Genomic DNA, 13,738 nt, shown 5'->3' on the forward strand with positions numbered 1-13,738 from the left:
GATGCCGTGGGTCAAGGCCGGGCAGGCAGAGAGTCCGAGGCAAGGTGTCAGGCTGTGAAATTGCCCCGGAAAGTGTAGTCCGAAATTCTTTCTACGAACGATTCTCCCAGCCACGCCCCAAGCTTAAAACGTGTACTTCGCCGTCAACAAAAACGACCGCGGCGCGCCGAAGTGGTTGTTGTCCTGGTTGCTGCCAATCGCTTGGTAGTAGTACTTGTCGAACAGGTTGTAGACGTTCAGCCGCAGATCCAGATTCGGGCTGGCCCGATAAGCCACCACGGCATCCCATATGCTGTAGCCGGGTTGGCGCACGTTGTAGGCGGGCAAGCTGATCGCGCTTTGCACGCGCATCGCCCCGCCCACGCGCCAGGCATTCAAGGAGCCAGGCAAGGTGTACATGGTCGAGAGCTTGAACAGATGGCGCGGGGTTTGCGTGTCATACGCTGCGCCAGCCCGGAGGTTGCCCGAATCCTCCAGATACTTGGATTGGTTGTAGGTATAGCCGGCGGACACCTGCCAGCCCGGCGTGATTGCGCCTGCCACTTCGAATTCGACGCCTCGGCTTTCCACCTTGCCGGATGGCGCATAGCATTCGATCACCCCTGGGCCGCACGCGGACGTGGTCAGGGCGACCGGACGGTTGCGTTGGCGGATCTGGAATACCGCCGCGCTGGCGTTGAGGCGGCCGTCGAAGTACTCGCCCTTGATCCCTGCTTCCAGATTGGTGCCGATGACCGGATCCAGCGGTGCGCCGCTGGCTGATTGGTAGTTTTGCGGCTGGAATACGCTGGTCCAGCTGGTGTAGACGGAATGATGGCGGTCCAGGTCGTAGATCAGGCCCGCGTAGGGTGTCAGTTCGTGGTTGACCTTGTAGGCCGCGGGCGGGCTGACGTAGTCGCCGGACTTCAGCGTCATGTCGTATTCATACCAGTCCAGCCTGGCGCCCAGCATCAGCGTCAGCGGGTCCGCGAGGCTCAGGCGGGTGGTGGCGTAGCCGCTCATCTGGCGCTGGAATCCCTTGCGCGACCAGGGGTAGACGAACGTGGGCTTTTCGACGGCGCTGGAGTCCCAGTGTTCGGGATCGACCGTCATGTCATAGCCCAACGGCCATCCGCCAGGACCGTCGTCGTCCTTGTTCTTCAGGAAGCTGCCGCCCAGCACCAGCTCATGCGTGCGCCCCAGCAGCGTGAACGGGCCGCTCAGGTAGCCGTCGACGCTGTATTGGGTCTTGTCGTAGTTGTACTGGCCCAAGCCTTGTCCGAAGAACGTCGAGTTCTCCAGGGGATAGAGGTAGCTGCCCAGCATGTTCATTTTGGCGCGCAGCGTGCGGGCGGTCAGCTTGCCGGACCAGCCGTTGGCGAAGCGATGATCGAGTTCGGCGAAGAAGCTGGTGTTTTCCTTGTTCCAATAGGCCCAATCCGGCGACAGGCGGGTCGACCGCTTGAAGTCGTAGAAGCTGCCATCGCGGCGGGTCGGCAGGCCGTTCCAATCCGCGCCGGGATTGTCTTCGCGGTTGTAGTAGCCGCCGATGCTGAGCGTGGTGTTTGCCGTGAGGTCGGCTTCGATGGTGCCGTAATAGAGCTGGCGCTGATGCTCGTAGGCTTTCTTGAAGGTATCCGAGTCCTGATAGGCCACGACGCCGCGTGCGCGCAGGGTGCCGCTTTCGTTCAATGCGCCCGACCCGTCGACTTCGCCGCGATAGTTGTCCCAGCTGCCGGCGCTGGCGGTCACCGAAAACTGCGGCACCGCCGTCGCGCGCTTGCGCACCAGATTGATGGTGCCCGAGGGATTGCCTGCGCCGGTCATCATGCCGGCCGCGCCGCGTAGCACTTCGATGTGATCGTACATGGCCAGCGTCGCCACGCCCTGGGTGTCGTAGTCGTAGGCCAGCGGCACGCCGTCGGCCAGGAACGAACTGATCTCGAATCCGCGTGAGAAGAACTGCGTGCGCTCGCCGCCGCCAATCTGGCGCGTGGTCAGGCCGGTGGTGTCGCGGGCTACATCGTCCAGGGACTGGAAGCCGCGGTCCTCGATCTGCTGACGGGTCACCACGCTGACCGATTGCGGCGTTTCGCGTGGCGAAAGCGCGAACTTGGTGGCCGTGGCCATCACCGGCGTGGTGTATGAATGCGTGCCCTCGGTCACGCCCAGCGTGGCCGCCTCGACCGTCACCGGCGAGAGCGTCGTGGTGCCTGATGGCGCCACGGTCAGGCTGCCGTCCGGTGTGCGCCGTAGCTCCAGCCCACTTCCGGTCAGCGCGCGCGCGGTGGCTTCGTCGACGGTCAACCGGCCGGAGATGGCCGGCGCGGATTTTCCCGCCACCAGTTCGGCGCGAAACGAGATGACCGCGCCCGCGATGCGCGCGATCTGTGTCAGCGCGACATCCAGCTGGCCCGCGGGCAAATCATACTGGCGCAGCGCCTGGGCATGGGCGGTGCTGGCGGCGGCTGCGATGACGCAGGCAGCCGGAAACCTGAGGGAAAGCATGGAACACTCCGTGGATGCGTGAGCACGCGTTCCATGTATGTGCATCGGCGCCGGCAAAAAAACACCTGGCGCAGAAAAAATTTTCAGGCGAGATCGATCATGACGTACCAACTGCCCAGCCGTTGCAGCCGGATGGGCAGGGTATGCGTGAGCGCCGCCAGGGCGCGGTCGCTGTCGTCCAGCGGGAACAGGCCGGTGACGCGCAGGCGGGACGCCTGGGGTGAGGCTCGCAGCCAACCTGGCCGATATCGGGCCAGGGCATCGATCACGGTCTGCAGGGGTTCGTCATGGACTTCAAGCTCGCCGTTGCTCCAGGCGGCGGCGTACTCCTGGTTGTCCTGCACCGCATCGATCTGCTGCGCGTCGAACCAGACGCTTTGGCCAGGCGCCAAGTGCCGGCGGATACCGGCAAGTGTGGAGACCTCGGCGGCTCCGCTCAGGGCCAGACAGAAGCTGCGTTCGGACGCGCAGCGCACCATGGCGCGGCCTTGGGCGAGGCGGACTTCGCCATGGGGCAGACGTACTTGCAGCCCCTGGCCTGCCGCCACCTCAAAGATGGCGGCACCAGAAGACACGTGTATGCCGTGTTGCCCGTCCAGCGTTGCGGCGCTGCGCGCGTCCAACTCCATCATGTTGCCGTCAGGCAAGGCCACGCGCCGGCGTTCACCGGTGCGGGTCACATAGCCCGCCGTCAGATGCCGCAGCGGCACATAGCGGTCCGCGACACCGGCGCCGAGCAGCACGGTCCCGCCCGCCAGGACGAGCTTGCCCAGCCTGCGGCGCTGCGCGAGTTGCGGCCCGACCAGCGAACGCCGCAGCGGGTTGCCGTCGGCAAGCAGTCCGGGCCGCAGGCGATGCAGCGTGCCGTCCAATGCCGAGTTCAGCCGCTGCCAGGCCGCGCCGTGGCTCGGGCTTTCCGCCAACCACCGATCGAAAGCCTTGCGGTCGGCATCGCTGGCCTGGCCGCTGGACAGACAGACCTGCCATTCGATGGCCGCCTCGCGGCTGCGCATGTCCAAGGGCGTCATACGCCAAACACCTCGCAGCAACGGCGCAGGGCCTGGACGATGTATTTGCGGACCATGGTGGGAGAAACCTTCAGCCGCGCGGCGATTTCCACATGCGTCATGCCGTCGAGCTGGCTGTAGAGAAAAGCCATCCTGGCCTTGGAAGAAAGACCGTCCAGCGCCGTGTCGAGCGCCTGCAAGGACTGCAGGGTCTGTACCCGCTCTTCGGCCGAGGGCTCCAGGGGTTCCGGCTGCAGGCGCAGCATCTCCAGCCACGCTTGCTCGAGTTCACGCCGGCGCCACAGCCGCCATGTGATGCGCCGCGCGATGGTGATGAGCATCGCGCGGGGTTCATTCAATTGCTCCAGCGCAGGAAGGCAGAGCAACTGGGTGAAGGTTTCGCCTGCGACATCCTCGGCATCCTCGCGATTGCGCAGGCCGTTCTGGAGGCGGCGCTCCAGCCAGGGATGGTCGCTCTTGTAGATGGTGGAAAAGCAGGTGTCACGCGTTGAGTCCACGGCTTGTGCTGTGAATAAATGGGAATCGTTATCAATTATGGCATGATGGGTTCGGGAAAGCCAAAGGGGATGGAGACTTCATCGTCACCCGCTCCACCGGCAGAGCCCATTTTGGATCTCTCCTGATGGATTAATCCTCGTTCAGACCGCGCGGGATCGTTATTAAATGTGCGGCAAGCTTCACTATCCCGTTCAGGTGGTTGAATAAAGCGAGGTGTACCCATGCCACACTCTCGATTCATCCAGCATGCTCTGGCTGCCATTGGAGCTTCGTTCATCGCGCTGGGCGCCACAGCCCAAGCGCAAGGCACCGGCCAGAACGTTCCAACCACCGCGCCGCTTGCGCCGGCGAAATACTGCGAATGCCGCTTCTCATCCGGGCAATACGAGGCCTATAGCGTCAACGGGACCTGCACCGTCCAGCGCTATGCCGGCGGACGCAAGTGCGAATACGGCTTCTCGGGTATCGGGGCCAATCCGGCGGTTCTTACTTCCATCCTTGGACAGGACGCGTACCAAGCGCAGTTGCAATCCGCGGCGCAGATCTTCCCCCGCTATCTGGCGTTTGCGCAGTCGGGAGACACGTCTGCCTTGAGCGAGAGCAGTTTCATAGAGAGCACCCTGCCGGTCCTGGCGCGAGGCAGCTTGTTTCGACAGGCCGTCGTCATCGCGGAGCTGCCCGTCAAACAGATCGACAACGAGATCGTTGTTTTCTCCAGGAAATACAGCAACGTCATAGCGGAAGTATTCCAAGGAAAAAGGCCGCCGCTTTCGGTGACGTGGACGGAAGGCTTTCAGTTTGAGATCGGGCGAGGCTATGTGCTGATGGACTACAAGCAAGCGTCGCAATTGCTGGTGCTTTTCTTCTCTGATGCGAAGAGGTGATCGGCCATGGATCTCACCTGCATGCGAGAACTTCCCGGATTGGATTGGGCCGTGCTGCTTGTTGCCGTCGTGGTGGCCCTGATCTTGTTCGTGCTGGGGATCTACTTGTTGCTTCGACCCAGATCCTCCCCTACGCCAAACACCAAGCATGAGGTGGAAACGACCATCGACAAATATGGTTTGAAAGGGCCTGCCGGCGTGTTCTTGATACTTCTCTCCATCGCCTTGGTGGGAGGGCTTTACTGGCAGTTGAACAACAGGTTCCCCGCCAACGCGGAAGAATTCTCAGGGGCGCCTCGCACACTCGGTTCCATCGCCGAAGGGTTACGCCGGAACTCCAGCGCCGATATCCTGTTGAAGGGAGGAGCCGAGACCGTGGTGATCTCTCAACCGGTCAGCGGCGCCTGCTGGTCCGCGCTGGTGGACAAGCTGTGCACGGCGTATCGGGATACGTTGACGTGCAGCCGGGATGGCAATCGGATTGTCATCGACCGCAAGCCCTGAAGCAGCGCACCGTATGAGCGGAAAAGGTGTGTCAGACTACGGCCATTCACGGCTATTGGGTGCGAGCACCCGCTTTCCGCATGACCCTCAGCGACCGCCTGAAAGCCTGGGCCAAGCGCATCAAGCGCGATGGCCTGACGCTATGGTTTGCCGGCAAGCACGCCCGCACGCCCTGGTACGCCAAGGCGCTCGGTGTATTCGTTGTGGCATACGCGCTCAGCCCCATCGACCTGATCCCCGACTTCATCCCCGTGCTGGGTTACATCGACGACGTGCTGTTGTTGCCCGGCCTGATCTGGCTGGCCATCAAGCTGTTGCCGGCCGACGTGCTGCAGGAATGCAGGGTTCAGGCGGACGCCTGGACGCAATCGCAGGGCAAGAAGCCGCGTAGTGTGGCGGGCGCGGTGATGATCGTGGCGCTATGGCTGGGGATAAGTCTTGCGGCGTGGTTCTGGCTTGCACCGTATTTTTGCTAGCGCCCTGACCGGCGGGCTTGCGCGCCGAACTACGCCGAACCTTCTTCCACAAACCCCAAGGTCCTGAGTTCCGCGATTGCGCCCCTTTCCTCGTCCCGTCGCGCCTTGGGCGCGGCCAGCGAGGCGGTCAGCAGCATGGACTGGGTGGGCGAGCTATCAAAGCCATGCAGCGTGCTGGTGATGCCCGGAAACGCTTGGACGAAATCCGCTCCCAGCGCCTCATACCCCGGATACCGCCCCTGCTTGTCCACGATGACCTGCGTCTGCGGATCGCGCCGGATCAGGTGCAGCGGCACGCCTTCGCAGCGCAGGCCCAACAGCTTGGCTTCGCTGATATCCAAGGCCCAATCCGTCTCGGCGTAGAAGGCGGCGCGCGCGGTTGCGAACTGATCGAGGATGCGCTCGTCCTTGCAGAACGCGGTGGGCGTCAGGTTTAGATTTAGCTTGCCGATCTTGCCCGCCAGTTTGACCCGGCGAAAGAACGAGGCCCACACCAGCAGGATGGGGTTGGTGGACAAGTCCTCGATCAGCACGTCTTCAAACATGCAGGGGTGGATCATCGAGTTGACGGCGCGGCATTTGGAAACGCGCACGTTCTGCACGCGCGACATGCGCTGTGGGGTCTTGACCATGGAAAGGGCGCCGTTGTCGAAGGTGCAGTCGTGGAAGTGCAGATCGCTGAAGTGCGAGTTGCCCTTGTCATACGCCATCAGGAAGGTAGCGCCTTCGGTTTTGTTCATGGACGAGGAGATGTCTGGCTGCGATGTCGCCGGGGAGTCGTAGTCTGCCATTTCTAATCCCGGAACAGCAGTATTTCCTACTGTCAGATAGCTTATTTGGTATTCATGTGACATTATTAGAATCTCTTGGATACATTTACCCGTTCCCCTGCGGAGGGCAGGAAGCGGCAGATAACTAAGCTGAAGAAGATGAATCACATGAATAAAAAGATGTTGAAGTTGGCGGCCACTGCCGCTTGCGTAATGACGATCGCGGGTTGCGCCAATGTGCCGATGGCGCCAGCGGAACAAAATAAGCAGGCCAAATCGTTCCCGGCGCCGGACGAAGGAAAGTCCGGCCTGTATGTCTACCGGGATAGCTTCGTGGGCAAGGCGCTGAAGAAGGACGTGTACGTCAACGGCAAGTGCCTGGGTGAAACCGCCGACCGCGTGTTCTTCTACACGCAGGTGGCCGGCAACGAGCAGCACAAAGTCTCCACCGAATCGGAGTTTTCGCCGAACGACCTGATGGTGATGATGGAAGCGGGCAAGAATTACTTCGTGCGCCAATTCATCAAAATGGGCGTATTTGTGGGTGGCGCCGGCGTGGAGCAGGTAACGGAAGAGGAAGGTCAGCGGGTGATCTCCAAGTCCGAAGTGAACCTGGCGGCCGAAGGCCGTTGCACGGGCTGATCGCAGTCCGCTCCCGCCGCTGTTCTTGCCTACTTGCAATGGAAATGACGATGCGTCTTGGTCTGTTGTTGGCGGCCTTGCTGTTTGCCGCGATGGCCCATGCGGCGAACTATCCCTGCTCAGGAAAGAAGGGTGGCGTGGAGCGTTGCGTCGGAGAACAGTTTTTGTGCCGCGACGGTTCGATCAGCGCATCCAAGCGCGTGTGCTCAAGTCCGGATTCCAGCGCACAGCCACTTGTTTCCAAGCCCTCGGCTTCCGGCTCGAATGGCGCATGCAGCTGCCGTGATGGCCAATACTGCACCGGGCCGCGGGGCGGAACGTTCTGCTATACCGATAGCGGAAAGAAGTCCTATCTCAGGAAGTAAGCGCCGCGCTGCTTGAGGCAGTCTCAATAGCTGCCCGCAGGCAGCACGTCCGCCAAATACGCGTTGATATCCGGCGTCTCTCGCAGCGCATGCCGCATCCACGCGCCGCGCTCATGCGCGGTCACTTCCAGCTCCCACACGCAGGCAATGAACGGTCCCTGCACGGGTTGAAACTGTTCGGGCCGATCCAGCGGCGCGGAGTACATCTGTTGGCACAGGATGCCGCCGGATATCCACCAGTCAGCCAGCAGCCAGACCGCTTCTTCGCCCACGTGCACGATGCAGAAGCCCAAGCCCGTGGCGCGCGGATCGCTGGCGGCGTCTCGCAACGCGGCCATTGCGGTCTTGCGCGCGGCTGCGGCCACTTCAGCGGACAGCAGCGCAACGGCTGGATCGGGATTGCGTTGTATCGCGTAGGCCTTGATGGCCAGGCCGTCTTCGCGCCATTGTTCGATGAACGCCATGCGGCGCGGTGCGTAAGGTTCTGCAGGAATCGTTTGGAAAGACATGATGGGCAGCGAGGGTGAACCCGTCGGGGTCATGGAGGCAGGTATTCTTCCAGCAGTCCGCTAGCCCAGCAAGGACAAGGCATCGTCCAGCGATAGCACGGTGGTGCGCGATTCAAACGCCGTCGCAAACAAATGCTCATGCACGATCGGGTCCGGGTCGTAGCAGCAGTCCTTGACCGTCAGCAGGCGGTAGTCCGCGTCGCTGGCATGCGCAATCGATGACAGCATCACGCCGGTGGACGCGACGCCGGCCATGATCAGCGTGTCTATGCTCTGCGCGGAAAGCCGCACTTGCAGGTCGGTGCCGAAGAACACGCTGGCGCGGTGGGCGATGATGATGGGCTCGTCTTCGCGGCGGTCGAGTTCCGGCGAGATGCGGTCGTGGACGAAGCGGCCCAGCTGTTTGATGCCCTGCCCGTTCTTGTTCAAGGGGCTGACTTCCGGATACCCGGGGCTGAAATGGATCTTGGCGAAATAGACGCTGACGCCGGCGCGCCGCGCGGCGTCGCAGAGTTGCCGCGTGTTGCCGAGCAAGGCGGGGGCGACCGACGGGAACAGTTCCATGATGTCGGTCTGGTAGTGCATGACCAGCAAGGCGGTACGCGCCGGGACGATGGCTGGGGTCTGGGTGTTCATGCTCCGCTCCGCAAGGGGTTTGCCACGTTCGCCTTGCGAGGCTTGGCCTGCCGGCCGAGGACCGATGCGTGGCGACGTGATGGGTGCGACAGGAATGACGGCTGACTGTATCACGGCAGTCATGACCCCAAGTCCTCCTGCCTCCATCGCGTCGTGAACGGATTCTGGCCGGTGCGGACCGCGCTACAAAGGCGGAATCCCCGCCGCCTTGACGACTTGCTTCCACCGCACGATCTCGCTGGCGACCATGTCGCGCATGGCGGCCGGGCTGCTGGGCGCGGGCTGGCTTCCCAGGGTGGCGAGCGTTTGCTTCACTTCGCCCTCTTCCAGGGCTTTGCCGATGGCGGAATTCAAGGTTGCCGCGATGTTTTCGGGCAGGCCCGGGGGGCCTGCAATGCCCAACCATGACAGCACTTCGAAGCCCGGCAGGGTTTGCGCGACTGGAGCGATATCCGGAGCCTGCGGCCAGGGTATGGCGCTGGTGACGGCCAGGGCTCTGAGCTTGCCCGCCTTCAGCTGCGGCGTTGCCACGGTCAAGGTATCCACCAGGATGTCGACATCGCCGGACAGCACAGCCTCGACGGGGGCGCCGCCGCCTCGATACGGTATGTGCAGCAACTCCACCTTGCCCTCGGTGGCCAGCAGTTCGCCGGTCATGTGCTGGGTGGATCCCACGCCTACGGACGTGAACGTGATCTTGGCGGGAGCCTTGGCGGCCATGGCGAGCAGATCGGCCAGCGTCCTGGCGGGATGATCCGCCCTTACCGCGATCACGAACGGAAACTTGGACACGGTGGACAGGAAGCTGAAGTCCTTGACCGGATCGTAGGACAGCTCCCTGGAGACCGCCGCGGAGACCGTATGCGCGCCGGTCAGCATGATCAGGGTGTAGCCATCCGGCTTGGCCTTGGCGACCGCATCGCTGGCGATGCGCCCGCCAGCGCCGCTCTTGATTTCCACGACGACTGGCTGGCCCAGGGACTGTGTCAATTGCTTGCCGACCAGGCGGGCGACGACGTCGGCGTTACCGCCCGCGCCAAAGCCGTGGATCAGCCGGACCGGCCGGGCCGGATAAGCGTCTTCGGCAAATCCCTGGGGCAGCCAGGCCAGCGCGGGCGCGCAGAGGCCGATCTGTATCAACTGGCGGCGTTTTGTGTTGGTCATGGCGTTGTCTCCATCTGTGGTTTAGCGCCGCTCGAAATGGCGGCTGAAGCCTTTCCAAACATCGTCGTAGTCCGGCTGCAGGTTGGGCGCCGCCAGCGCCTGCGCGGTGGGGCGAAATGCGTGACGGCTCTCGAACATGAAGGCCAGGGTGTCTTTCAGCGCATGCGGCGCGAGATCGGCCTGGCTGGCCTTTTCGAATGTGGCCGCGTCGGGGCCGTGCGGCAGCATGCAGTTGTGCAGGCTGATGCCGCCCGGCACGAAGCCTTCGGCCTTGGCGTCGTAGACGCCTCGCACCAGCCCCATAAGTTCGCTCATGACGTTGCGGTGAAACCAGGGCGGACGGAACGTATCCTCGGCCACCAGCCAGCGCGGCGGGAAGATGACGAAGTCGCAGTTGGCCACGCCGGGCGTGTCGGTGTTGGAGGTGAGGACGGTGTAGATGGACGGATCGGGATGATCGAAGCTGATCGAGCCGATGGCCATGAAGTGCGCCAGATCGTACTTGTAGGGCACGAGATTGCCGTGCCACGCGACCACGTCCAGCGGCGTATGGTCTTGCTGGCATTGCCAGAAGCGGCCGAGGAACTTGTTGACCAATTGGACGGGGCCGCCGTCTTCCTCATAGGCCGCGACCGGAGCCAGGAAATCACGCGCGTTCGCCAGGCCGTTGGAGCCTATCGGCCCCAGTTCGGGCAGGCGGAAGGGACTGCCGTAGTTTTCGCACAGATAGCCGCGTGCCAACACGTCCAGTAGCTCTACGCGAAAGCGCATGCCGCGCGGAACCAGGGCGATCTCGCCGGGGGCGATATCGAGCCTGCCCAGTTCGGTATGCAAGCGCAGCCGTCCGGACTGGGGCACCAACAGCATTTCGCCGTCGGAGTTCATGAGGTAGCGCCTGCGCATGGATTGATTGGCCACGTACACATGCGCGGCGACGCCCACCTGTGCATGCGCGTCGCCGTTGCCGGCCGCCGTTACCACGCCATCGATGAAGTCCGTGGGCGCATCCGGTTCTGCCCAGGGATTCCAGCGCAGCCGGTTGGCGGGCGTGGGCGCGTCGGTGAAAGGACCCGTCTGCCAGCGCGGCACGGGCGTTTCCGCGAATCGGCCATGCATGGCCGCCGGGCGTATGCGGTACATCCAGGTACGCAGATTGAGGTCGCGCGGCATGGTGAAGGCCGAGCCGGACAACAGCTCCGCATACAGTCCATGCGCGACCCGCTGCGGTGAGTTTCGGCCAACCGGCAGCGCGCCCGCGACGGCTTCCGATTCGAAGCGGTTGCCAAAGCCGCTCTGGTACTGCAAGGCTTCAATCTTCGTTGCATTCATGATTGACTCGCATCGTCGTGCCAGGAATGGGTGAAAAAGGGCGCCGGCTTGAGCAGCTTGGACTCCTGGTGCTGCAGCAGCGGAAGCATGCGCTGTACGTAGGCCTGCCATTGCGGATCGGCCGCAAGCCGGGCTCGTCTTGTTTCGCGCTCTTGCAGGTCTTGATAGGCCCACAGGTGCACGATCTGGTTCAAGGCGCCTGCTTCGCTGTAGTAATAGCCGACCATGCGTCCGAGTATGCGGCGCTGCACGGCCAGCCCTTCGGCCTCGTACAAGGCCAGGTAGTCCCGCCATTTGCCAGGGTGGGTGGTGTAGGTGCGTTGTTCAACGATCATGTTCGCACCTCCCGTGCCGGCAGAATGCGGGCCGTGCACTCGCCAAAGCCTATGCGGGCACATCCTGGTTGTTCGCAGTAGCCGCGCAGGATGACCTCGTCCCCGTCCGCCAGAAAGCTCCTGGTCTCGCCATTGGGCAGTCTGATGGGCTCCTTGCCGCCGTGGGTCAGTTCCAGCAGACTGCCCCAGCTGCTGGCCAGCGAACCCGAGACGGTGCCGGAACCCAGCAGGTCGCCCGCGTCCAGGGTGCTGCCATTGCTGGTGTGGTGCGCCACCATCTGTGCATAGGTCCAGTAAAGGTCTGCGGTATTGCCGCGCGAAAGCGTGACCGGCGCGATGTCTTGCCGTGCCATTGCCTCGCTTCGCAGCTGCAGTTCCATGGTGATGTCCAGCGCGCCTAGCGCCTGGTCTGCCGCGCTGTGCAGATGGGGCAGCGGCGCTGGCTCATCCGCGCTGCGAACGCGGGCGGGAATGCGGAAAGGCGCCAACGCTTCCGGTGTAACGATCCAGGGCGCGACACTGGTGGCGAAGCTCTTGGCCAGGAAGGGGCCGAGCGGCTGATATTCCCAGGATTGCATGTCGCGCGCGGACCAGTCGTTCAGCAGCGAGAAGCCGAAGATATATTCCCAGGCCTGCTCCACCGGCACCGGTTGCCAGCGCGCCGATGGCTGGCCGATGTATGCGCCCAGCTCCACTTCGTAGTCCAGCCGTTGGCAGGCTTCATAGGCGGGCGCTTCCTGTCCCGGCGGGCGGAGCTGTCCGCGCGGACGTTCGATGTCGGCACCGCACAAGATGCTGTTGGCGCGGCCGTTGTAGGCGACCGGGACGTAGCGGTAGTTTGGCAGCAAGGGCTGCTCCGGCCGGAACAGCCGGCCTGCGTTGCTGGCGTGATCGATCGAAGCGAAAAAGTCCGTGAATCCCCTGATCTGCACCGGCGTATGCAGGCGGACATCGCGTTGGGGAAAAAGCGGCAGCGTCTGCCTTGTCCTGCGCGCGTCGAGCAAGTGGGATAGCGCCGCCCTCAGCGCCCGGCGCGCCTCGCCGCCCAGCGCCATCAAGGGGTTGAGCACGGGTTCGGCGCAGGCTTGCGCAGCTTGAGCCGCCAGACCCTGCAGCAATGGCGCCGCGGCAGCGACATCAATGATGGCATCGCCTATGCCCACGCCGATGCGCGGGGTGGCGCCGTGGCAGCTGAACGCGGCGAAAGGCAAATTTTGGATCGGAAAATCCGTTCCGGCGGCATTCGCGCTTTCCACCCAGCTGTGCAGGGCCGGGTCGTGGGTATGGTCGCGTTGCGTCATAGCGTATGGCCGCCATCGATGACGATCCGCACACCGGTGCTGGTATTCAGCAGTGTTGCGGCCGCCAGAATTGCCTGGGCTACGTCCTGCGGCGAAACGACGCGTCCCAGGGCCGTGCCTGCGGCATGTTTCTCCAGGTCCGCACGGTTGCGGCCTTCGACGAATCCTGTATCCACTGCGGCAGGCGAAACGCTAAGGAACCGGATGGGGCCGAGCGCGCGGGCCAACGAACGGATCGTCGTGTCCAGGGCGGCTTTGGCGGCGCAGTAGGCGATGTTGCTGCCGGAGCCGGTATATGCGGATACGGAAGAAACGGCCACGACGACTGCCTCGTCGGCGCGCTGCAGCCAGGGTAGAAAGCTGCGCGTGATCGCATACGGTCCGCCCGCATTCGCGGTGAGGATCTCGTTGTAGAGTTCCGGCGTGAGGGTGTGCAGGTCGCGGTGCGGAATGCGGCGTGTGTAGCCAGCCGAATGCACCAGTATGTTCAAGCTTCCGAACGCCGTACCCAGTTCCTCGGCCGCGCGCGTCTGGGCATTGGCGTCGTCCAGCGGCACCCGCAACACGAGATGGCCGGCTCCAGGCAGCGATGCGCAAAGCTCCCGGGCGCGGTCCTCGCCGTTCAGGTAGCCGATCGCCACGCGCGCGCCTGCATTGGCCAGCACACGTACCGTCGCTGCTCCTATGCCGCTGCTGCCGCCGGTCACCAATGCAGTTTTTCCGGTCAGCGAGGCCGGCTGGCCTTGCTCGGTGAAGCACTGATCCATGAAAGTCTCCGTTGTGCCTTCTGTCCGTTGTACAGAAAGGCAT

The 13,738-nt window shown here is 63.3% G+C and carries 16 protein-coding genes; 5 read left to right on the forward strand and 11 right to left on the reverse strand.

Annotated features, from left to right (window positions below):
- Positions 1-123: 123 nt before the first annotated feature.
- From IB268_RS00640 to IB268_RS00650, 3 genes are all read right to left on the reverse strand, one after another.
- Positions 124-2,487: a TonB-dependent receptor gene (locus IB268_RS00640; RefSeq protein ID WP_192353681.1), complete on the reverse strand. Its 2,364-nt coding sequence runs from the start codon at positions 2,485-2,487 to the stop codon at positions 124-126.
- An 83-nt stretch (positions 2,488-2,570) separates the two neighbouring features.
- Positions 2,571-3,515: a DUF4880 domain-containing protein gene (locus IB268_RS00645; protein WP_125471038.1), complete on the reverse strand. Its 945-nt coding sequence runs from the start codon at positions 3,513-3,515 to the stop codon at positions 2,571-2,573.
- On the reverse strand, positions 3,512-4,012 hold the full coding sequence (locus tag IB268_RS00650; protein ID WP_054455669.1) for a sigma-70 family RNA polymerase sigma factor: 501 nt from the start codon (positions 4,010-4,012) through the stop codon (positions 3,512-3,514). The genes IB268_RS00645 and IB268_RS00650 overlap by 4 nt, the downstream gene beginning before the upstream one ends.
- Before the next feature lie 222 nt (positions 4,013-4,234).
- Between IB268_RS00650 and IB268_RS00655 the strand changes: the two genes are divergently transcribed.
- From IB268_RS00655 to IB268_RS00665, 3 genes are all read left to right on the forward strand, one after another.
- Positions 4,235-4,897: a hypothetical protein gene (locus IB268_RS00655; protein WP_192353682.1), complete on the forward strand. Its 663-nt coding sequence runs from the start codon at positions 4,235-4,237 to the stop codon at positions 4,895-4,897.
- A 6-nt stretch (positions 4,898-4,903) separates the two neighbouring features.
- The gene (locus tag IB268_RS00660; protein ID WP_175163059.1) at positions 4,904-5,401 is read left to right on the forward strand and encodes a hypothetical protein; all 498 of its coding nucleotides are present in this window, start codon (positions 4,904-4,906) and stop codon (positions 5,399-5,401) included.
- 80 nt (positions 5,402-5,481) lie between these two features.
- Positions 5,482-5,877, forward strand: a complete 396-nt coding sequence (locus IB268_RS00665; protein WP_192353683.1) for a YkvA family protein — start codon at positions 5,482-5,484, stop codon at positions 5,875-5,877.
- A 29-nt stretch (positions 5,878-5,906) separates the two neighbouring features.
- Here the strand turns inward: IB268_RS00665 and IB268_RS00670 are convergent, their stop codons facing one another.
- Entirely contained in the window at positions 5,907-6,617 is a 711-nt protein-coding gene (locus IB268_RS00670) for a hypothetical protein (RefSeq protein ID WP_192353684.1), read from the reverse strand.
- A gap of 198 nt (positions 6,618-6,815) precedes the next feature.
- Between IB268_RS00670 and IB268_RS00675 the strand changes: the two genes are divergently transcribed.
- Both IB268_RS00675 and IB268_RS00680 read left to right on the forward strand, forming a co-directional pair.
- Positions 6,816-7,289 carry a DUF2846 domain-containing protein gene (locus IB268_RS00675; protein WP_054455662.1) on the forward strand — a complete coding sequence of 158 codons (474 nt, stop codon included), beginning with the start codon at positions 6,816-6,818 and terminating at the stop codon, positions 7,287-7,289.
- Between the two features lie 44 nt (positions 7,290-7,333).
- The gene (locus IB268_RS00680) at positions 7,334-7,654 is read left to right on the forward strand and encodes a hypothetical protein (RefSeq protein ID WP_225591279.1); all 321 of its coding nucleotides are present in this window, start codon (positions 7,334-7,336) and stop codon (positions 7,652-7,654) included.
- Positions 7,655-7,677: 23 nt separating this feature from the next.
- Here IB268_RS00680 and IB268_RS00685 read toward each other — a convergent pair whose 3' ends face one another.
- From IB268_RS00685 to IB268_RS00715, 7 genes are all read right to left on the reverse strand, one after another.
- Entirely contained in the window at positions 7,678-8,163 is a 486-nt protein-coding gene (locus IB268_RS00685; RefSeq protein WP_225591280.1) for a hypothetical protein, read from the reverse strand.
- A 60-nt stretch (positions 8,164-8,223) separates the two neighbouring features.
- Positions 8,224-8,799: an isochorismatase family cysteine hydrolase gene (locus IB268_RS00690; RefSeq protein ID WP_054455657.1), complete on the reverse strand. Its 576-nt coding sequence runs from the start codon at positions 8,797-8,799 to the stop codon at positions 8,224-8,226.
- A gap of 183 nt (positions 8,800-8,982) precedes the next feature.
- Positions 8,983-9,963: a tripartite tricarboxylate transporter substrate binding protein gene (locus IB268_RS00695; RefSeq protein WP_175181641.1), complete on the reverse strand. Its 981-nt coding sequence runs from the start codon at positions 9,961-9,963 to the stop codon at positions 8,983-8,985.
- Positions 9,964-9,984: 21 nt separating this feature from the next.
- On the reverse strand, positions 9,985-11,292 hold the full coding sequence (gene hmgA, locus IB268_RS00700) for a homogentisate 1,2-dioxygenase (protein ID WP_175212898.1): 1,308 nt from the start codon (positions 11,290-11,292) through the stop codon (positions 9,985-9,987).
- A complete protein-coding gene (locus tag IB268_RS00705) occupies positions 11,289-11,627 on the reverse strand; it encodes an NIPSNAP family protein (protein ID WP_054455651.1) in 339 nt (112 codons plus the stop codon). The genes hmgA and IB268_RS00705 overlap by 4 nt, the downstream gene beginning before the upstream one ends.
- Positions 11,624-12,928 carry a fumarylacetoacetase gene (gene fahA / locus IB268_RS00710; RefSeq protein WP_192353686.1) on the reverse strand — a complete coding sequence of 435 codons (1,305 nt, stop codon included), beginning with the start codon at positions 12,926-12,928 and terminating at the stop codon, positions 11,624-11,626. The genes IB268_RS00705 and fahA overlap by 4 nt, the downstream gene beginning before the upstream one ends.
- Positions 12,925-13,695 carry an SDR family NAD(P)-dependent oxidoreductase gene (locus tag IB268_RS00715; RefSeq protein ID WP_175212896.1) on the reverse strand — a complete coding sequence of 257 codons (771 nt, stop codon included), beginning with the start codon at positions 13,693-13,695 and terminating at the stop codon, positions 12,925-12,927. Before IB268_RS00715 ends, fahA begins: the two co-directional genes overlap by 4 nt.
- Positions 13,696-13,738: the final 43 nt, after the last annotated feature.

The organism is Achromobacter sp. ACM01, assembly GCF_014851745.1.
In the GTDB taxonomy this organism is placed as follows: domain Bacteria; phylum Pseudomonadota; class Gammaproteobacteria; order Burkholderiales; family Burkholderiaceae_B; genus Achromobacter; species Achromobacter aegrifaciens.